Consider the following 18,533-nt stretch of genomic DNA (forward strand, 5'->3'; position numbering starts at 1 on the left):
CGCGAGCAGGCTCGCTCCCACAGGGCTGTAGATCAGTTCGAGGAAGCATTCCAGCGGGAGAGGACGGCTGGCAGTTCAGTGAGGCTGCGAATTTCCGCATCCGGCAAGCGCTCCGCTTCCCAGACCTTGCCCGTCGGGTTGAACCACACCGCGCGCAAGCCTGCCTGCTGAGCGCCGGCAATGTCATCGCCAGGATGATCGCCGACATGCACCGCCGCTGCGGGGCTTACACCGCCGCGCTGCAACGCTTCATGAAACAGCCGCGCATCCGGTTTGGCGATGCCGATGTCTTCGGCGCACAAGGCGAACTTGAAGTAATCCGCCAGCCCCAGCCGACGCACGTCGGCATTGCCATTGGTGACCACGCCGAGGGCATAGTGATTGGCGAGCAGCTCCAGCAGCGGCTCGACTTCCGGGAACACTTCGATCTGATGCCGCGCATGCAGGAACACTTCAAAAGCCTTGTCAGCCAGCTCCGACGCTTCGCCGTGGGCATACCCGGCTTCTTCCAGCGCATGGAACAGCACACGTCGGCGCAGCGCGCTGATGCGGTGTTTGAGGCCCGGTTCGCCCGCCAGCACTCGCTCGCGAATCGACCACAAATGCTCCACCGGCACCGCGCCCAGGTTCGACGCATGCTCGCTCAGCCATTCGCGCAACACGGTTTCGGCGCTGGCGATCACCGGCGCGGTGTCCCACAGAGTGTCGTCGAGGTCGAAGGTGATCAACTGAATGCTCATGAATCATCGCCTTTCATGCGTTTGGCCCGGGGATGGGCGCTGTCGTAGACCGCCGCCAGATGCTGGAAGTCGAGGTGGGTATAGATCTGCGTGGTTTTGATATCAGAGTGACCGAGCAATTCCTGCACCGCGCGCAGATCCTGTGAAGACTCGAGCAAATGGCTGGCGAACGAGTGCCGCAGCATGTGCGGATGCAGGTTCTGCCCCAGCTCGCGCTCGCCAGCCAGTTTGACCCGCACCTGAATCGCCCGGGGGCCGAGACGCCGACCTTGCTGGCTGACAAAAACCGCATCGTCCGCCGGGTTGGTCATGGCTCTAAGCGGCAACCAGTGTTCCAAGGCTTCGCGGGCCTTGGTGCCAACCGGCAACAGCCGGGTCTTGCTGCCCTTGCCGAGCACCTGAACCATGCCGTCGGCGAGGTCGAGTTGATCGAGATTGAGCCCGGTCAGCTCGGACAGGCGCAGGCCAGAGGAATAGAACAGCTCGAGAATCGCCTGATCGCGCCGGGCGAGAAAATCGTCCTCGACCGCACCTTCAAGCAGCTGCAATGCGCGGTCGGTATCAAGGGTTTTCGGCAGGCGCCGTTCGCCTTTCGGCGGGGCCAGGCCGGTGGCCGGGTCGTGGTCGCACAGACCTTCGCGGTTCAAGTAGTGATAGAGCCCGCGCACCGCTGAGAGCAGGCGGGCGAGGCTGCGCGAGGACTGGCCTTGCGCATGCAACCGGGCGATCAGGCTGCGCAGACGCTGGATGTCCAGCGCGGCCCAACTGCCGATGTTCTGCTTGATGCACCAGCCGAGGACTTTATCGAGGTCGCGGCGATAAGCCGACAGGGTGTGCGGCGACACCTGTCGCTCACTGCGCAGATGTTCGCAGTAAGCGTCCAGTTGTCGTTCCATGGTCAGCGTACCGAGCGCAGCGAGCTGTTGACCCGTGGCAGCACGCGGCCCATGACCTCGGCGATGTAGCTCAGGAACAGGGTGCCGACCGAACTCTTGTAATGCTGCGGGTCACGGCTGGCGATGGCCAGGATGCCGTGAATGCCCTGATGGCTGACGGCAACCACGGCGGTCGAGCCGATCTGCTGGCGCTGTTCTTCGCCGAAGAGGAAGTCCAGCTCATGTTCACGCAGGCTGCCGCTGACGCTTTTGCCTTCGGTGAGCAGGCCGCCAATCGCGGTTTGCGCATCGGCGTGGGTTACCCAGCGGCCGACCGGGGCCGGGTTGTCGCCGAGCAGGATCAGGCTGACGAAGGGCACCTGGAAATCCTGACGCAGGCTGTCTTCAACGCTGATGACCACGTCTTCCAGGGTCGATGCATCCATCAGCGCTAGGATCAGGCGGCGGGTTTTTTCAAACAGGCGATCGTTGTCGCGGGCCACGTCCATCAGATGCGAAAGGCGATGGCGCATCTCGATATTGCGGTCGCGCAGGATGGTCATCTGCCGCTCGACCAGCGACACGGTGTCGCCACGTCGGTGCGGAATGCGCAGCGACGGCAGCAGCTCTTCGTGCTCGACGAAGAAGTCCGGATGAGCCTCCAGGTAGGCGGCAACCGCGGCCGCCTCAAGGCTCTCTGACGCTGATTCGTCGACTGGTCGGGCGGGTACCTGTGGCTTGTCGGTCATGATTTCTGCTCGCTCAAAGACGCACTTGTCCTTCGTATACACGCACTGCCGGACCGGTCATCAACACCGGTTCGCCCGGGCCGGCCCACTCGATGGACAGACGCCCGCCGGGCAGGTCGATCAACAGCGGCGAATCCATCCACCCCTGACTGATGGCTGCCACCGCCGCCGCACAGGCGCCGGTGCCGCAGGCCTGGGTTTCCCCGGCGCCGCGTTCCCAAACACGCAGTTGCGCGCGATGGCGGTCGATGACCTGAAGGAAGCCGACATTGACCCGCGCCGGAAAGCGCGGATGGTGCTCGATCTTCGGCCCCAGTTCATGCACCGGTGCGCTGTTGATGTCGTCCACGCGAATGACCGCATGGGGATTGCCCATCGACACGGCGGCCAGTTCGACCGTGGTGCCATCGACGTCCAGCGAATAGCTGCTGGCCTGCGCTGGCGCCTGGAATGGAATGTCCGCCGGCACCAGCCGCGGCGCGCCCATGTTCACGCCGATCTGGCCGTCGTTACGCACGTCCAGTTCGATGATGCCGCCCTTGGTCTCGACGCGGATCTGCCGTTTGGCGGTCAGACGCTTGTCGAGCACGAAGCGGGCGAAGCAGCGCGCACCGTTGCCGCACTGCTCCACTTCCGAACCGTCGGAGTTGAAGATCCGGTAGCGGAAATCCACATCCGGGTTGCTCGGCGCTTCGACGATCAGCAACTGGTCGAAACCGATCCCGGTGTGGCGGTCGCCCCATTGCTTGGCGTGTTTGGGCTGAATGTGCGCGTGCTGGCTGACCAGGTCGAGGACCATGAAGTCGTTGCCCAGGCCGTGCATTTTGGTAAAACGCAGCAGCATGGGTTACTCCGGCAGCAGGCTTTCGCCGGCAAACAGCTCGGCCACGGTTTCGCGGCGACGCACTTCAAAAACCTGATCACCATCAACCAACACCTCAGCGGCACGGCCACGGGTGTTGTAGTTGGAGCTCATGACGAAACCGTAGGCACCGGCCGAATGCACTGCCAGCAAGTCGCCCTCTTCCAGCGCCAGCTCGCGGTCCTTGGCGAGGAAGTCGCCGGTTTCGCAGATCGGGCCGACGATGTCGTACTTGCGTGCAGCGCTGTCGCGCGGTTTCACCGCGGTGACGTCCATCCACGCCTGATACAGCGCCGGACGGATCAGGTCGTTCATCGCCGCGTCGACGATGGCGAAATCCTTGTGCTCGGTGTGCTTGAGGTACTCGACCTGGGTCAGCAGCACGCCGCCATTGGCAACGATGAAGCGACCCGGTTCGAACACCAGCGCCAGATCACGCCCGTCGAGACGCTCGCGCACGGCTTTGATGTAGTCGGCAGCCAGCGGCGGCTCCTCATCGCGATAACGCACGCCCAGGCCACCACCAAGATCGATGTGGCGCAGGTGAATGCCGCAATCGCCCAAGCGGTCGACCAGATCGAGCAAGCGATCCAGTGCATCGATGAACGGCGGCAGGGTGGTCAGTTGCGAACCGATGTGGCAGTCGACACCGACCACTTCCAGGTTCGGCAGATGCGCGGCGCGCACGTACACGTCTTCGGCATCGGCAATGGCGATGCCGAACTTGTTCTCTTTCAGACCGGTGGAAATGTACGGATGGGTGCCGGCATCGACGTCCGGGTTCACGCGCAGCGAAACCGGGGCGCGAACACCCAGCTCGGCGGCGACCACTTGCAGGCGCTCGAGCTCGTCGGTGGATTCGACGTTGAAGCAGTGCACGCCGACTTCGAGGGCGCGGCGCATGTCGTCACGGGTCTTGCCGACGCCGGAGAAAACGATCTTGTCGGCGCTGCCACCAGCGGCCAGTACACGTTCCAGCTCGCCACGGGAAACGATGTCGAAACCGGCGCCGAGACGGGCCAGGACATTCAGTACACCGAGGTTGGAGTTGGCTTTGACTGCGAAGCAGACCAGATGCGGCATGCCGGCCAGCGCATCGGCGTAGGCCAGATACTGCGCTTCGATGTGGGCGCGCGAGTAGACATAGGTGGGCGTGCCGAAGCGGTCGGCGATGGCGGACAGCGGCACACCTTCCGCGAACAGCTCCCCGCCACGGTAGTTAAAAGCGTCCATGGCGATCCCTTAGTAAACGTCGTGCTTGTGAGCCTTGGATGGCTGCTTCTGCGAAGACTGGGCTTGTTCGGCCGGGTCCTGGTCGTCATCGGGCAGGTACAACGGGCCTTTTTGACCACAGGCCGAAACCAGGCAGGCAACCGCGACGAGCGCAGCAAGGGAAGAGATCAGGCGCTTCATGGCGAAATCCTTGAAAATGCGTTAATTGCGCCGGAGTATACCGGCCACCCGGCAGCTTGCCTATGCGAGGGGGTTCCCGTCCGGCGGGGCTTGCTGGATACCGGATGGATACCTGCAATACCTGTGGGAGCGAGCTTGCTCGCGAAGAGGTCGTCACATTCGATATGTTTGTTGCCTGACACACCGCTTTCGCGAGCAAGCTCGCTTCCACAGAGTGCGATGTTGGATGGAAACTGGTGCTTGGTCGTTAATCTTTGCAATCGGCCGGCAGCGTCCGTATCTTTCGGCGCTTGAGCCTGATCAGACATTTTTGAGGTTGCCGCAATGAGTTTGTCCGAAGCCCGTTTCCACGATCTGGTCGATGAAACCCAGGAAAAACTGGAAGACATATTTGACGAAAGCGATCTGGACATCGATCTGGAAAGCTCGGCAGGTGTCTTGACCGTCAAGTTCGAAAACGGCTCGCAGCTGATCTTCAGCCGCCAGGAGCCATTGCGTCAGCTGTGGCTGGCGGCCGTGTCCGGTGGTTTCCACTTCGACTATGACGAAGAAAGCGAGCGCTGGATGTGCGACAAGAGCGAAGAGCAATTGGGCGAAATGCTTCAGCGCCTCGTCAAGCAGCAGGCTGGCGCCGAATTCGATTTCGAAGGTCTGTGATTCGTGACGGATGCCGCCCCTGTTCGCCCGCCGAAACCGCTCTACAGCAACGTCAGCCCGGCGGTGCCTTCGCCGTGCACGGGAGTATGTCGATTGGACGAACAGAAAGTCTGCCTCGGCTGCGCGCGCCACGTTGAAGACATTCGCGAATGGCGCTCGGCCGATGATCAACGGCGCCGGGTAATTTGCCAGCAGGCTGCCGCACGAAAATCCCAAGCCTGTTGATATTGTGGCGAGGGGATTTATCCCCGTTGGGTCGCGTAGCGGCCCCAGAATCTATACGGCTGCTGCGCAGCCGAACGGGGATAAATCCCCTCGCCACAAGGGTTTCACCCAGGCAAAAGGTGGGTGACTTGTATATTTTTTGAGCTGTGATAGTGTCCGCGAACGCCTCAAACCACCGAGGCACGGTGAAAACCCCGTCTTTTTTGGCGGGGTTTTGCTTTTTTTGTGCAGAAGAAAGGAGTCTGCCTGGATCATGACCGCACCTTCCATCACCCTTACCCGTCTGGACGTGCAACGTCTGCAGCGCCTGATCGACAACCTGATCGATAAAGACCAGGCAGCGCCGGGCGTGATTGCGCTGCAAACCGAGCTGGACCGCGCCGATACCGTGGTCGGCCACGATGAAGTGCCCGCCGATGTCGTGACCATGAATTCCCGCGTGCATTGCCGCGAAGAAGGCAGTGGCAAGGATTACCACCTGACGCTGGTCTATCCCAAGGACGCCAACGCCGACAACGGCAAGATTTCGATTCTCGCGCCGGTCGGCAGTGCGCTGCTGGGTCTTAAGGTCGGTCAGCACATCGATTGGCCGGCGCCGGGCGGCAAGTCGCTGAAACTGACCTTGCTGGAAGTGGAATCGCAACCGGTCAACGGCGGCGCCTTTCCCGAATAAATTCCCGCTTCAAACCTGTTCGAGCGCTTCATTCAACGAGCGCTCCAGGTCCGCCTTGTAGCGCAGATACAGATTGCTTGAACTGTGCCCGTCACCGAGCAACCCCGAGAGGTCGAGGTCGGTGATGTAGCAGCGATAGCGTTCGGTCTCGCGGCGCTGCTCGACGATCTCCCGGGCGACCACGCTGAACAACTGGTCGCCATGCTCCAGCTCGCTGAATTCGCGCTGATTGCAATACAGGGTGACCTGCACTTCGCCGGGCGCGGCTTTACCGATGATCGCCTGTACGTCATAGAACGGTTTGTTCACCGGGGTCTGCGGTGCCGGCCGGGTTTCGACCCTGCGCGAGCGCCCCGGGCCTGACGGCAACAGCTGGTAATACAAAGTCTCGGGGCTGCCCGCAGGGCCACCGTCCATCGGCAATTGCGCTTCACGGCGGTACTGGATCGATTGCAGAAAACGCTGCAGCGGCACCAGCAGACTCTGCTCGTCGTGGTACGGCAGTTGCTGCTGCCACAGCGCATTGAATTCATCCAGCACGTACAGCTCGGCCTGCTGTTCGCTGATGCGGTAGAACACCTGAATGCACTCCGGCTGACCCATCGGCAGGATCAGCGCCAGGTCATGGTCCTCCAGCGCCATCGGGTCGAGGTGCAGCGGGCTGTAGCGCGGTTGTTCTTCGCCCAGATAATCGAGCAGTGCCGGCAGAGTGGCGAGGGCGACATGGTTGACCTGGCCGGGCACCAGCTCCAGCACGTGATAGTGCTGCTGCACCTGAATCAGGTAGCGGTGATTCAACTCGCTGAGCAACAGGGTCTGCGCGGTGTCGACGATTTCTTCGACGCGGCGGGCAATGAATTGCGCGCGGTTGTGGCAGAAACAGCGCACTTTCAGCGACGGCTGCACCGGGCCGCGCGGCAGGTTGTTGAGGTAATCGCGCAGGCAGTCGAGCAGCGCATGCGGGCCGTCGAAACGATTGACCAGCACTTCGTTCCAGCTGTTGAGCGTGACCTGATCGAGGGTCAGCACCAGGTTCTCGCGCACACCGGCATAGCTCAGCGAGTCGGTGCGTTCGGTGGTCATCAGGATGTTCAGATCACGGTGATGCTTGAGCGGGTCGACGCCGACGTTGATCAGCAGCAGCACTTCGCTGGGCACAGCGGCACGTAGCAATGGCTCTTCAGCAACAGAGGGCAAGGGCAGGGCGATGCACTGCTGCAAGCTGCCGAGCAGGTTGAACAGCTCGAACTCGCTCAAGTCGCTGGTGCCCGGATGCAGGGCCAGACGTGTGCTGCTGTCGATCACGCCGTTGCGGTGGCACCAGGTCAGCAGTTCAAGCAGCTCGCGACTGCGCTTGATCGGCGCGAAGTGTTCCCACTCCAGTGCCGTCAGGCTGCCGTTGTACAGGCCCCACTGGGTCTGCCCCGGCTCCTTTTTGTTCGGCGACTGCACCAGGGTCAGGGTGTCTTCGGCCAGATCCGGGGCAATGCCCGGATTGATGAACTCGACCTTGTCGGCCTTGCGCTCGAACGCTGCGTAGAGGCGCCGGCCGAGGACATTGAGGTCGCGCTTGTTGATCAGGCTGACAGTCTGTTCGCTGCGGGCGAACTGGGTCAGAAAGCGATAGCTGTAGTTGAGTTCATTGACCAGCGCGCGGCGCTCGGCGCTGACCTGGCGGACTTTCCACTGACTGCGACTGTCGAGCAGCGCCAGTTGCCGTTGATCCCAGTGCCACTCGCCGGCCAGGCGTTCGAGCAGTGCGCGTTGCCAGCCCTGGCTGCGGCTGTTGCCGGTGAGCTTGCGGTTGACCTTCAGATACAGCGCGCGGCGCACCAGCTCAAGACGTTCCGGCTCGTTGCGGGCGATCAGGTATTCCTCGATACGCCGGTACACCACCATGTACGGGTCAAGCTCATCGAGATCGAGCTGATTGGCGAACACGGCTTTCTTGAAGCGCAGGCTCAGGCACTGCACGTGCGGGTGTTCACTGGCGTACACCTCGGTCAACAGCAGTTTGAGCACCGATTTGTAGGGCGACTCGATGCCTTTGAACAACTGCCACAACCCGGCGCCGATGAATTCTCCGGGCGGAATGGTCGCCATCGGCCCGAGATCGAGGGTTTCGTCGGCGCGAATAAAGCGTTTGGACAGCAGGGTGTGGGTGTAGGCGTCGTAGGCCGTTTCTTCATAGACCGGCACCAACCACCAGATCGGCGTGCGCCCGGCCAGCCAGATCGCCGTGCGATAAAACTCGTCGAGCAGCAGATAGTGCTGGGTGCTGCCGCAGTTGTCCGAACTGAGCTTGGAATCGCGTTCGCCTTTGACAAAGCGCGCCGGGTCGATCAGGAAGAAATGCGCTTCGGCACCCTGGCTCGCAGCCCAGGCTTCGAGCAATTGGCACTTCTTGCTCAGCTCGGCGAGCTCGCTTTCGCTCAGGTCCGGCCCATGGCAGACCCACACGTCCATATCGCTCTGATCGGCCTGGGCCAGCGTGCCGAGGCTGCCCATCAGGAACAGGCCGTGGATCGGTCGCGGCGGGTTACTGCCATGGCGCGGCCTGTAAGAGAACGAGCGAGTCAGGCGCTGCGCCTCAGTCAGCGCATTGGCGTCCGGCTCATAATTCGAAAGCCCCGCCGGCGTACTGCCCGAGACATAGCCGGGCAGCAACGGATGATTGACGTGAAAGAACAGCGGCAACAGCGTCAACACGCTTTGCTGGCGCGTCGACAAGCCTTCGAGAGCGCGGCCGAGGCGGCCTTCATTGAGTTTGAGAAAACGTGCGCGCAGTTGGCTGAGTACCTTGCGGTCGATGCCTTCGTCCAGGTCGGGGCGGATTTCGTGGGTGCGGGTCATGTCAGCTCAAACCGGCTTGCAGGCTCGGACGTAGAGGGTCTCGGAAGGCCGCAGTTTAGCCGCTGCGCGGCAGGACGTTTAAGCTGAATTTGTTTTTTGACGTCAGTTTTTTATCGACAGCGATCGGGCGGGCCCGCGGAAATCCCGTGGCAGGAGTTCCCGTGGGCAAAGTCAGAGAAATCAGGCGGTTTCCTGTTCTTTCAAAATCGTCAGTACGGTCTGCACGTTTTGCGCGGCATCGCGACCGAGGCTGGTCAGATAACCGCCATCGGGCTGGTCGGTGAGTTCTTTTTCAAAGAGGCGCTGGGCAGCAGCGATGTGTTTCGGGGCAGCGGTCTGGTGAATTTTCAGACCTTCCTGGGAACTGTCCAGGTTGAAGAGTGCAAGGACTTCCAGTTCGGCAACCAACTCAGGGGTAAGCGACATAAGGACTCCAGACTTTCTAGGAATTGGACGACAGCGCCTCTAAGGTGAACCCGCTGGTGCAGCATGTCCAGTGCTCGGATCAGGGGATTTTGTCTTGAGGCGAATTCCAGTGTAGTCGGGCGGCAGCAGATGGCTGGATGGATGCGTAACAAACCTTGTGGGAGCGAGCCTGCTCGCTCCCACAAGAGTGATGTGGTTACTGCTTTTCCGGTGGCAGCTCTGGCAAAGCGCGCAGTGCCGCTTCGTACCACTGGGTGTCGAACGGGCGATCTTCATCGAGCATCGCGTCAATTTCGAAAGCCAGCACATGGGCCATCAAATTGAGGATCTCCTCACGGTCCATGCCGACCAAAGTCAGCTTGTTCAACGTCGCCTTCGCCGCCGGCGGGTTGTCGCTTTCAATCTGGTTCTCGATGGCTTCGATCAGGGTCGCTTCGGTGAATGCTTCTTCGTCGTCATCGTTGACGATATCTGTCGGCTCGCTCATGGCAGGCTCCTCAGGGAAAGGCGCCAGTTTACCCGCATTCAGCGGCGTGATGCTGCTGGCGGGAAACGCCGCGGCGATCTATAAACAGGCACTGCCCACCTCGCACGGCCTGGAGGCTCTGTGATGTTCAAGCTCTACGGATTTGCTGTCAGCAACTACTACAACATGGTCAAACTGGCGCTGCTGGAAAAAGGCCTGCCCTTCGAAGAGGTGACGTTCTACCCGGCGCAAACCCCGGAGTCACTGGCAATCAGTCCGCGTGGCAAGGTCCCGGTGCTGGGTGTCGACGCCGGTTATATCAACGAAACCGCGATCATCCTCGAATACCTCGAACAATCACAAAAGGGCACGCCGCTCCTGCCCTGCGATCCGTTCGAGCGCGCGCAGGTATTGGCGATTGCCAAGGAGATCGAGTTGTACATCGAGTTGCCGGGGCGTGCCTGCTATGGCGAGGCGTTTTTCGGTATGACATTGCCGGAGGCGATCAAGGAGAAGACCCGGACGGAACTGCTGCTGGGCTTCGCGGCACTCGGCCGCCACGGCCAGTTCGCCCCTTATGTGGCGGGTGACAGCCTGAGCATTGCCGATTTGTATTTCCTCTACAGCGTGCCGCTGGCCTGTGCGGTCGGGCAGAAGCTGTTCGGGATTGATCTGCTGGCCGAGATGCCGCAGGCGAAATCGCTGCTGGAGCGGCTTGAGCAAAATCCGCATGTGCAGAAGATCGCGGCGGACAAGGACGCGGCGATGCCGGCATTTTTAGCGATGATTGCTGCAAAGAAGTGAATTTTGTAGCGCTCTGAAGGAAGCCTTCGCGAGCAGGCTCGCTCCCACATTGAGCCGGTGGTGAACACAAATTTTGTGAACATCCAGAATCCCTGTGGGAGCGAGCCTGCTCGCGAAGCTCTTGGCTTTTAGCGGCTGGCGATTAGGGCCTGGCCGCGCGCCACCGCAGCCTTGACCTGCGCCGGTGCAGTCCCGCCGATATGGTCGCGGGCATTCACCGAGCCTTCCAGGGTCAGCACGGCAAACACGTCCTGCTCGATCTGATCGCTGAACTGACGCAGTTCTTCCAGGCTCATCTCGGCCAGATCCTTACCGCTGTCGACGCCGTATTTCACTGCGTGGCCCACGATTTCATGGCAGTCGCGGAACGGCAGGCCACGGCGCACCAGGTAATCCGCCAGGTCAGTCGCGGTGGAGAAACCGCGCAGTGCCGCTTCACGCATGATCGCGTGTTTCGGCTTGATCGCCGGGATCATGTCGGCAAACGCGCGCAGCGAATCGCGCAGGGTGTCGGCGGCGTCGAACAGCGGTTCCTTGTCTTCCTGGTTGTCCTTGTTGTAGGCCAGTGGCTGGCCTTTCATCAGGGTCAGCAGGCCCATCAGCGCGCCGAACACACGGCCGGTCTTGCCGCGCACCAGTTCGGGCACGTCGGGGTTTTTCTTTTGCGGCATGATCGAGCTGCCGGTGCAGAACCGGTCTGGTAGATCGATGAACTGGAACTGCGCGCTGGTCCACAGCACCAGCTCTTCGGAGAAACGCGACAGGTGCATCATCGCGATGCTCGCGGCCGAGCAGAATTCGATGGCGAAGTCGCGATCGGAAACGTTGTCCAGCGAGTTGCCGCCGACGGCGTCGAAGCCGAGCAGTTGCGCGGTGTATTCGCGGTCGATCGGGTAGGTCGTGCCGGCCAGCGCGGCGCTGCCCAGCGGCATGCGGTTAGTGCGCTTGCGGCAGTCGACCAGACGCTCGTAGTCGCGGCTGAGCATTTCGAACCAGGCCAGCATGTGGTGCCCGAAGGTCACAGGCTGCGCGGTCTGCAAGTGGGTGAAGCCCGGCATGATGCTCGCGGCCTCACGCTCGGCCTGCTCCAGCAGGCCTTTTTGCAGGCGGGTGATCTCGGCGAGGATCAGGTCGATTTCATCGCGCAGCCACAGGCGGATATCGGTGGCGACCTGGTCGTTGCGGCTGCGCCCGGTGTGGAGCTTTTTACCGGTGACGCCGATGCGGTCGGTCAGGCGTGCTTCGATGTTCATGTGCACGTCTTCGAGGTCGACGCGCCAGTCGAACTGGCCGGCCTCGATTTCGCCCTGAATGGTCTTCAGGCCATCGATGATGCTGTCGCGCTCGGCATCGGTCAGCACGCCGACCTTGGCCAGCATGGTGGCGTGGGCGATCGAGCCCATGATGTCGTGGCGATACAGGCGCTGGTCGAAAGTGACGGAGGCGGTGAAGCGGGCGACGAAGGCGTCGACGGGTTCACTGAAGCGGCCGCCCCAGGACTGATTGGTCTTGTCAGTGCTCATGAATTCGCTCGTATCGGCTTGAAGAAATGGCGTGAAACGCTGGCGCGGATAATAACAGGGTTGCCAATCCTGTCGCTGACACCGGTCGATACGTTTTTTCGCGGATGTGTCAGGCGTGTCCGGCGCGGTCTGCAAGGAATTTACAAAAGGATATTTTTTGATTGAGCAATATCGTTCCGACGAACGTCTACAGTGGACATAAGGGTCGGTGCGAATGCGGATCATGCAAAGGTCCGGCCACTGGCTATAAGAAGAGGGGGCGGGTGAGTTGTACAACGGTCACCCACCGTGAGAAACGCAGGAAACACTGGGCTCCGAGCGGTACGACCCGGACGCTGGCAAATATTGCTGGCCGACGTACGGCACTTTTTGGCGCTCGGGCTAGTCTTAGCGTGGATCGCGGTGACGGAGGTCACTACACCTGTCTACGCTATCCTTGTGCGAGACTCACGCAGGAATCCAGCGCAATATGAATGTCCTGATCGTTGATGACGAACCCCTGGCTCGCGAGCGCCTAAGCCGTATGGTGAGCGAGCTCGAGGGTTACACAGTCCTGGAGCCCAGTGCCACGAATGGCGAGGAGGCGTTAGCGCTGATCGACAGCCACAAGCCGGATATCGTGCTGCTCGATATCCGCATGCCGGGCCTCGATGGCCTGCAGGTTGCTGCCCGACTGTGCGAACGAGAGACGCCGCCGGCCGTGGTGTTTTGCACCAGTCCCGATGAATTTGCCGTGGAAGCCCTGCAGGCCAGCGCCGTGGGCTATGTGGTGAAACCTGTGCGAACCGAACACTTGAATGAAGCCCTGAAGCGGGCTGAACGTCCCAGCCGGGCGCAACTCTCGGCCCTGACCCGTCCCGCTGCCGAAAGTGGCAACGGCCCACGCAGCCACATCAGCGCACGGACCCGTAAAGGCATCGAGCTGATTCCGCTGGATCAGGTGGTCTACTTCATCGCCGACCACAAGTACGTGACCCTGCGTCACGAAGCCGGCGAGGTGCTGCTCGACGAACCCCTCAAAGCCCTTGAAGACGAATTTGGCGAACGCTTTGTGCGTATCCACCGCAATGCGCTGGTCGCTCGTGATCGCATCGAGCGATTGCAACGCACGCCATTGGGACATTTCCAGTTGTTCCTCAAAGGCCTCAATGGCGATGCACTGATTGTCAGCCGGCGGCACGTTGCCGGTGTGCGCAAGATGATGCAGGGGCTTTGACCCGGTCCTCACCGGCCTTTTCGAGTTCTTTTATCCGGCATGGCAGGCCAGGGAGGCCGCGCCGGTTCTGATTCAGGTCAAAGCGAAATTGACTGAGCTGTTATTATCCGCCGTATCTATTCAGTACGGATTGTTCCATGTCCCCTCGCGAAATCCGCATCGCCACCCGTAAAAGTGCGCTGGCCCTCTGGCAGGCCGAATACGTCAAAGCCCGTCTCGAGGCGGCCCACCCGGGCCTGCTGGTGACGCTGGTGCCCATGGTCAGTCGCGGTGACAAGCTGCTCGACTCGCCACTGTCGAAGATCGGCGGCAAGGGCCTGTTCGTCAAGGAACTGGAAACCGCGCTGCTGGAAAACCAGGCCGATATCGCCGTGCATTCGATGAAAGACGTGCCGATGGACTTCCCGCAAGGCCTGGGTCTGTTCTGCATCTGTGAGCGTGAAGACCCGCGCGATGCATTCGTCTCCAACACCTACGCCAGTCTTGAAGCGCTGCCTGCCGGGGCCATCGTCGGCACTTCGAGCCTGCGTCGGCAGACGCAATTGCTGGCGCGGCGTCCCGATCTGCAGATTCGTTTCCTGCGCGGCAACGTCAACACCCGTCTGGCCAAGCTCGACGCCGGCGAGTACGACGCGATCATCCTCGCCGCGGCCGGTCTGATCCGCCTGGGTTTCGAAGAACGCATCACATCGGCGATCAGTGTCGATGACAGCCTGCCGGCCGGTGGCCAGGGCGCGGTCGGCATCGAATGCCGCAGCGCCGACCAAGAAATCCACGCCTTGCTCGCGCCTTTGCATCACGCCGATACCGCTTCGCGGGTGACCGCCGAACGCGCCCTCAACAAACATTTGAACGGCGGCTGCCAAGTGCCGATCGCCTGCTACGCCGTGCTTGAAGGCGAGCAGTTGTGGTTGCGCGGTCTGGTCGGCGAGCCGAGTGGTGGCAAGCTGCTCAGCGCCGAAGCCCGGGCGCCGCGTGCCGACGCGGAAACCTTGGGTGTGCAGGTCGCTGAAGACCTGCTCAAGCAAGGCGCCGACGACATTCTCAAAGCGGTGTACGGCGAGGCGGGGCACGAGTGACGGCCTGGCGCCTGCTGCTGACGCGCCCGGCAGACGACTGCGCGGCGCTGGCCGAACAGTTGGCCGGGCACGGGATTTTCAGCAGTTGCCTGCCGCTTCTGGACATTGTTCCGCTGCCGCTCTCTGACACTATTCGCCAGGCGATTTCGCGATTGCCCGCTTGCAGCGCGGTGATTGTGGTCAGCAAACCGGCGGCGCGGATTGCGGTGGATCTGCTCAAGTCCCAAGGCACGGCGCCATTGAGCATGCCGTGGTTCAGCGTCGGCGCGGCGACCGCAGGCATTCTTCGCGAGCATGGTCTCGATGTCAGCTTCCCGGCTGACGGCGATGACAGTGAAGCCCTGCTGCAATTGCCGCGTCTGCGCGAGGCGCTCGACCAGTCCGGCGCGCAGGTGATGATCCTGCGCGGCGAGGGCGGTCGTGAACTGCTCGCCGAGCGCCTGCGCGCGCTTGGTGCTAGTGTCGAGTATCTGGAGTTGTATCGCCGCGACCTGCCAGCCTACCCGCCAAACGAGCTGCCACGGCGGATCGAAGCGGAACGCTTGAACGGGCTGGTGGTCAGCAGTGGACAGGGTTTCGAGCACCTGCGGCAGATGGCCGGCGATGCCTGGCCGAAGATCGCGCAGTTGCCGTTGTTTGTTCCAAGCCCGAGGGTCGCCGAGCTGGCACGTGCCGCCGGGGCTCAAACAGTTGTGGATTGCCGCGGCGCAAGTGCCGCGGCTTTGCTGACGGCGTTACGGGAATGTCCCATGCCGTTTTCTAATGCAAAGGATGGATACGTGAGCGAAACAGCCTTGCCAAAAGATGACGTCCAGCCTGCGCTCGATGCCCAGGTTGAAACTCCACCACCGGCCCAAGAGCCGCGCCGAGGCAATGGACTGGCAATTGTCGCCCTGCTGCTCGGCGCCGCCGGTGTCGCCATCGGTGGTTGGGGTGTCTGGCAGGTGCGCCACCTGCAGAACAACACGCAGCAACAGTCGAGTCAGGTGCAGGCTTTGAACGATCAGGCGCAGAGTCTGAAGCTCAACGAACAGCGTCTGACCGAGCGCCTGGCGCAGTTGCCCGGTGCTGACGAGCTCGCCGAGCGCCAGCGTCTGGTCACGCAACTGCAGGGCGATCAACAGCGCCTGAATCAACGTCTGGAAACCGTCCTCGGCGCCAGCCGCAAGGACTGGCGTCTGGCCGAGGCCGAACACTTGCTGCGTCTGGCCAGCCTGCGCCTTTCAGCGTTGCAGGACATCAGCAGCGCCCAGGCATTGGTGCAGGGCGCCGATGAAATTCTCCGTGAACAGAACGATCCGGGTTCCTTCGCCGCGCGCGAGCAAGTGGCGAAAACCCTGGTCGCCTTGCGCAGCACCGAACAGCCGGATCGCACCGGGCTGTTCCTGCGTCTCGGCGCGCTGCGCGATCAGGTCATCGACCTGACTGAGCTGGCGCCGGAGTACAAGGATCGCGGCGAGTCGCTGTTGGGCCTGACCAGCGATGGCGATGGCGCCAGTCGCTGGGCACTTTGGTGGGACAAGGTATCGCGCTATATCCGCATCGACTTCAACGCTGACAAGAACGTCAAACCGCTGCTGGCCGGACAGAGCCTGAGCCAGGTGCGCCTGGCCCTGAGCCTGGCGCTGGAGCAGGCGCAGTGGGCCGCGCTCAACGGTCAGGCGGCGGTGTACACCCAGGCGCTGGCCGAGGCACGCGATGTGCTCAAAGGCAATTTCAACCCGGACAATCCGCAAAGCAAAGTCATGCTGGAACAGGTCGCCGAGCTGAGCAAGGAACCGGTCACCGTCAAGACGCCGGATCTGGCCGGCACCTTGAGTGCGGTGCAGGGATATCTGGAGCGACGTAACGTCAATGCCGAGGAATCGGTGAAACCGTTCGCCAAGCCTGCCGCCAATGCTGCGCAGGAGGCGACCCCATGAAGCGCCTCTATGTAATCGTGTTTCTGGTCATCGCCGCGACGGCAGCGCTGGGCCTGGCGATTGCCGAGCATTCCGGTTACGTGCTGGTGGCGTACAAGAGCTTCCGCTACGAATCGAGCCTGTGGGCGACCCTGGCGGTGATCGCGGTGCTGTGGCTGCTGTTCTGGGGCATCAAGGTGCTGGTCGAGCTGGTGATGACCTCCACCGGCGTGGTCAATCCGTGGTCGCGACGCAATCGCAGCCGCCGCGTACAAGTGGCGATCGAACACGGCCAGTTGGATCTGGCCGAAGGTCGCTGGGCCAGCGCGCAACGGCATCTGACCCGCGCAGCGGAAGCCGAGCGTCAGCCACTGCTGTATTACCTCGGCGCCGCCCGTGCGGCGAACGAGCAAGGTCAGTACGAAGAAAGTGATCGTTTGCTCGAACGCGCGCTGGAGCGTCAGCCGCAAGCCGAATTGGCGATCGCCCTGAGTCACGCACAATTGCAGACTGATCGTGGCGACACCGACGGTGCGCTGGTGACCTTGCAGGCAATGCATGAACGGCATCCGCGCAGCGCGCAGACATTGCGTCAATTGCAACGTCTGCATCAGCAGCGTGGCGAATGGGCGGCGGTGATTCGTCTGCTGCCAGAGTTGCGCAAGGACAAGGTCCTGCCGCCGGCGGAACTGGCCGAACTCGAGCGCCGCGCCTGGGGTGAGAACCTGTCCTTGGCAGCGCATCGCGAAGAAGACGGTACGGTGGGTCTGCAATCGCTCAAGCGGGCGTGGGAACAGCTGACTTCGGCGCAGCGTCAGGAAGCACCTTTGGTGCTGGCCTATGCCGAGCAATTGCGCCAGCTTGGTGCTCAGGTCGAGGCCGAAGAGGTCCTGCGAACAGCGCTCAAGCGCAAGTACGACAGCCATCTGGCGCGGCTTTATGGTCTGGTTCGTGGCAGTGATCCTGCGCGTCAGTTGCAGATTGCCGAAGGCTGGCTCAAGGAGCACCCGGCCGATCCGAGTCTGCTGCTGACCCTTGGACGCTTGTGTCTGCAAACCAGCCTGTGGGGCAAGGCTCGCGACTATCTGGAAAGCAGTCTGCGCGTGCAGCGCAATCCGGAGACCTGTGCGGAGTTGGCCCGTCTGCTTGCACAGCTTGGCGATACCGAGCGCAGCAATCAGTTGTTCCAGGAAGGTCTGGGGCTGCTGGATGAACGCCTGCTCGCGGCGCCTTTGCCGGTTGCGGCGAAGGTCTGAATGGCGAGGGAGTTTGCTCCCTCGCGAACTTCGATGACCGAAAATTCGCCTTCTTCGCGCGCTGGAGACAAAGTCCTACAGAGCTCTTCACCGTTTCCTATCGAGCCTGTCGGGTTTTCCCTACACCTGCGGTGAACTGTCGGCAGGCCCTTGCCTTGAAAGGCTGACACGCTTTCCTCTACCGTAACCGTCTGTCTCTACTGTTACGGAAAAGCCATGTCGTTGGCCTGCTCACGCTCCTTGTTCTTCATGGCTTTCATTGCGGGGGCCTTTGCTCTGGGAGCTTCCTATTACCTCGAATACGCGGTCGGCCTGACGCCTTGCAGTCTGTGCCTGGTGCAGCGATTGTTCCTCACATTGCTGTGCATCGGCTGCGGCGTGGCGGCGGTGCATGGCCCTCGGCGCGTTGGCTTATGGTGGTACTGGCTGTTTGCACTCGGCGCCAGTCTGGGGGGAACCACCGCTGCGTGGCGGCAGGTGTTGATCCAGAGTGACTCCATGCTGCAACTGGTCAAATGCTCGCCAACCGTGGAGTCACTGTTCAGCGACCTGCCGTGGATCTGCGCCTTGCAACGGATGTTCAACGGCGGCGCCGATTGTGCGGACATCTCCTGGACACTGTTCGATTTGAGCATCCCGGAATGGAGCCTGCTGTTTTTTGTCGGCGTGTCGATCCTTGCGGTTTATCAGTTGTTGCGTCTGATCTGGAGCGCTCTGCAACGACCGGTCAGCGACGAAGCGTCGCACCACCTGCTGGTCAGGGATTAAACACTTGTATGAACTTTATCTCCTGCGTACCTTGAAGCCATAGGCGT

General features: G+C 61.7%; 19 protein-coding genes and 2 pseudogenes. 11 read left to right on the forward strand and 10 right to left on the reverse strand.

The window, feature by feature from the left end:
- Positions 1 to 32: 32 nt before the first annotated feature.
- Genes D8U71_RS26385 through D8U71_RS26410 form a run of 6 tightly spaced genes read right to left on the reverse strand, consistent with a single transcriptional unit; the run spans position 33 to position 4,639 of the window.
- The gene (locus D8U71_RS26385) at positions 33 to 740 is read right to left on the reverse strand and encodes an HAD family hydrolase (RefSeq protein WP_122698695.1); all 708 of its coding nucleotides are present in this window, start codon (positions 738 to 740) and stop codon (positions 33 to 35) included.
- Positions 737 to 1,636 carry a tyrosine recombinase XerC gene (gene xerC, locus D8U71_RS26390; protein ID WP_024014773.1) on the reverse strand — a complete coding sequence of 300 codons (900 nt, stop codon included), beginning with the start codon at positions 1,634 to 1,636 and terminating at the stop codon, positions 737 to 739. Before xerC ends, D8U71_RS26385 begins: the two co-directional genes overlap by 4 nt.
- Positions 1,637 to 1,638: 2 nt before the next feature.
- Positions 1,639 to 2,364 (reverse strand): DUF484 family protein, encoded by a 726-nt coding sequence (locus D8U71_RS26395; protein WP_024014772.1) that lies wholly within the window; start codon positions 2,362 to 2,364, stop codon positions 1,639 to 1,641.
- Between the two features lie 13 nt (positions 2,365 to 2,377).
- Positions 2,378 to 3,208, reverse strand: a complete 831-nt coding sequence (gene dapF / locus D8U71_RS26400) for a diaminopimelate epimerase (protein ID WP_016772587.1) — start codon at positions 3,206 to 3,208, stop codon at positions 2,378 to 2,380.
- A gap of 3 nt (positions 3,209 to 3,211) precedes the next feature.
- A complete protein-coding gene (gene lysA / locus D8U71_RS26405) occupies positions 3,212 to 4,459 on the reverse strand; it encodes a diaminopimelate decarboxylase (protein ID WP_130889073.1) in 1,248 nt (415 codons plus the stop codon).
- A 9-nt stretch (positions 4,460 to 4,468) separates the two neighbouring features.
- The gene (locus D8U71_RS26410) at positions 4,469 to 4,639 is read right to left on the reverse strand and encodes a lipoprotein (protein ID WP_016772589.1); all 171 of its coding nucleotides are present in this window, start codon (positions 4,637 to 4,639) and stop codon (positions 4,469 to 4,471) included.
- 324 nt (positions 4,640 to 4,963) lie between these two features.
- On the opposite strand from D8U71_RS26410, the gene cyaY reads away from it, so the two are divergent.
- The 3 genes from cyaY to rnk all read left to right on the forward strand — a co-directional run bounded on the left by cyaY (position 4,964) and on the right by rnk (position 6,194).
- Positions 4,964 to 5,296 (forward strand): iron donor protein CyaY, encoded by a 333-nt coding sequence (gene cyaY, locus D8U71_RS26415; protein ID WP_041476930.1) that lies wholly within the window; start codon positions 4,964 to 4,966, stop codon positions 5,294 to 5,296.
- A 3-nt stretch (positions 5,297 to 5,299) separates the two neighbouring features.
- Positions 5,300 to 5,521: a DUF1289 domain-containing protein gene (locus tag D8U71_RS26420; protein ID WP_110599860.1), complete on the forward strand. Its 222-nt coding sequence runs from the start codon at positions 5,300 to 5,302 to the stop codon at positions 5,519 to 5,521.
- Between the two features lie 253 nt (positions 5,522 to 5,774).
- Positions 5,775 to 6,194 carry a nucleoside diphosphate kinase regulator gene (gene rnk / locus D8U71_RS26430; protein ID WP_125925379.1) on the forward strand — a complete coding sequence of 140 codons (420 nt, stop codon included), beginning with the start codon at positions 5,775 to 5,777 and terminating at the stop codon, positions 6,192 to 6,194.
- A 9-nt stretch (positions 6,195 to 6,203) separates the two neighbouring features.
- Here the strand turns inward: rnk and D8U71_RS26435 are convergent, their stop codons facing one another.
- From D8U71_RS26435 to D8U71_RS26445, 3 genes are all read right to left on the reverse strand, one after another.
- Positions 6,204 to 9,047: a class I adenylate cyclase gene (locus tag D8U71_RS26435; protein WP_130889074.1), complete on the reverse strand. Its 2,844-nt coding sequence runs from the start codon at positions 9,045 to 9,047 to the stop codon at positions 6,204 to 6,206.
- Between the two features lie 180 nt (positions 9,048 to 9,227).
- Complete coding sequence (locus tag D8U71_RS26440; RefSeq protein ID WP_016772594.1) at positions 9,228 to 9,473, reverse strand: TIGR02647 family protein; 246 nt, start codon at positions 9,471 to 9,473, stop codon at positions 9,228 to 9,230.
- Between the two features lie 196 nt (positions 9,474 to 9,669).
- Complete coding sequence (locus D8U71_RS26445) at positions 9,670 to 9,960, reverse strand: hypothetical protein (protein WP_122698690.1); 291 nt, start codon at positions 9,958 to 9,960, stop codon at positions 9,670 to 9,672.
- Positions 9,961 to 10,083: 123 nt separating this feature from the next.
- On the opposite strand from D8U71_RS26445, the gene D8U71_RS26450 reads away from it, so the two are divergent.
- Positions 10,084 to 10,743, forward strand: a complete 660-nt coding sequence (locus D8U71_RS26450) for a glutathione S-transferase (RefSeq protein ID WP_125925381.1) — start codon at positions 10,084 to 10,086, stop codon at positions 10,741 to 10,743.
- 128 nt (positions 10,744 to 10,871) lie between these two features.
- On the opposite strand, the gene argH is transcribed toward D8U71_RS26450, so the two are convergent.
- Positions 10,872 to 12,266 (reverse strand): argininosuccinate lyase, encoded by a 1,395-nt coding sequence (gene argH / locus D8U71_RS26455; protein ID WP_110599872.1) that lies wholly within the window; start codon positions 12,264 to 12,266, stop codon positions 10,872 to 10,874.
- 311 nt (positions 12,267 to 12,577) lie between these two features.
- Here argH and D8U71_RS28695 point away from each other — a divergent pair.
- The 7 genes and pseudogenes from D8U71_RS28695 to D8U71_RS26485 form a co-directional block, all read left to right on the forward strand.
- Positions 12,578 to 12,739: pseudogene (locus D8U71_RS28695) on the forward strand (sensor histidine kinase); the annotation flags it as partial.
- Entirely contained in the window at positions 12,736 to 13,482 is a 747-nt protein-coding gene (locus D8U71_RS26465) for a LytTR family DNA-binding domain-containing protein (RefSeq protein ID WP_130889075.1), read from the forward strand. The pseudogene D8U71_RS28695 and the gene D8U71_RS26465, both read left to right, overlap by 4 nt.
- Positions 13,483 to 13,619: 137 nt before the next feature.
- The gene (hemC, locus tag D8U71_RS26470; RefSeq protein WP_125925382.1) at positions 13,620 to 14,561 is read left to right on the forward strand and encodes a hydroxymethylbilane synthase; all 942 of its coding nucleotides are present in this window, start codon (positions 13,620 to 13,622) and stop codon (positions 14,559 to 14,561) included.
- Positions 14,558 to 15,304: pseudogene (locus D8U71_RS28700) on the forward strand (uroporphyrinogen-III synthase); the annotation flags it as partial. The gene hemC and the pseudogene D8U71_RS28700, both read left to right, overlap by 4 nt.
- Positions 15,305 to 15,340: 36 nt before the next feature.
- Positions 15,341 to 16,483: a uroporphyrinogen-III C-methyltransferase gene (locus tag D8U71_RS28705; RefSeq protein ID WP_241664263.1), complete on the forward strand. Its 1,143-nt coding sequence runs from the start codon at positions 15,341 to 15,343 to the stop codon at positions 16,481 to 16,483.
- Positions 16,480 to 17,718 carry a heme biosynthesis protein HemY gene (locus D8U71_RS26480; protein ID WP_130889077.1) on the forward strand — a complete coding sequence of 413 codons (1,239 nt, stop codon included), beginning with the start codon at positions 16,480 to 16,482 and terminating at the stop codon, positions 17,716 to 17,718. The genes D8U71_RS28705 and D8U71_RS26480 overlap by 4 nt, the downstream gene beginning before the upstream one ends.
- Positions 17,719 to 17,934: 216 nt before the next feature.
- The gene (locus D8U71_RS26485) at positions 17,935 to 18,486 is read left to right on the forward strand and encodes a disulfide bond formation protein B (protein WP_016772601.1); all 552 of its coding nucleotides are present in this window, start codon (positions 17,935 to 17,937) and stop codon (positions 18,484 to 18,486) included.
- Positions 18,487 to 18,533 lie beyond the last annotated feature (47 nt).

It is taken from the genome of Pseudomonas sp. Sample_21 (assembly GCF_004307525.1).
Classification (GTDB): Bacteria; Pseudomonadota; Gammaproteobacteria; order Pseudomonadales; family Pseudomonadaceae; genus Aquipseudomonas; species Aquipseudomonas atacamensis.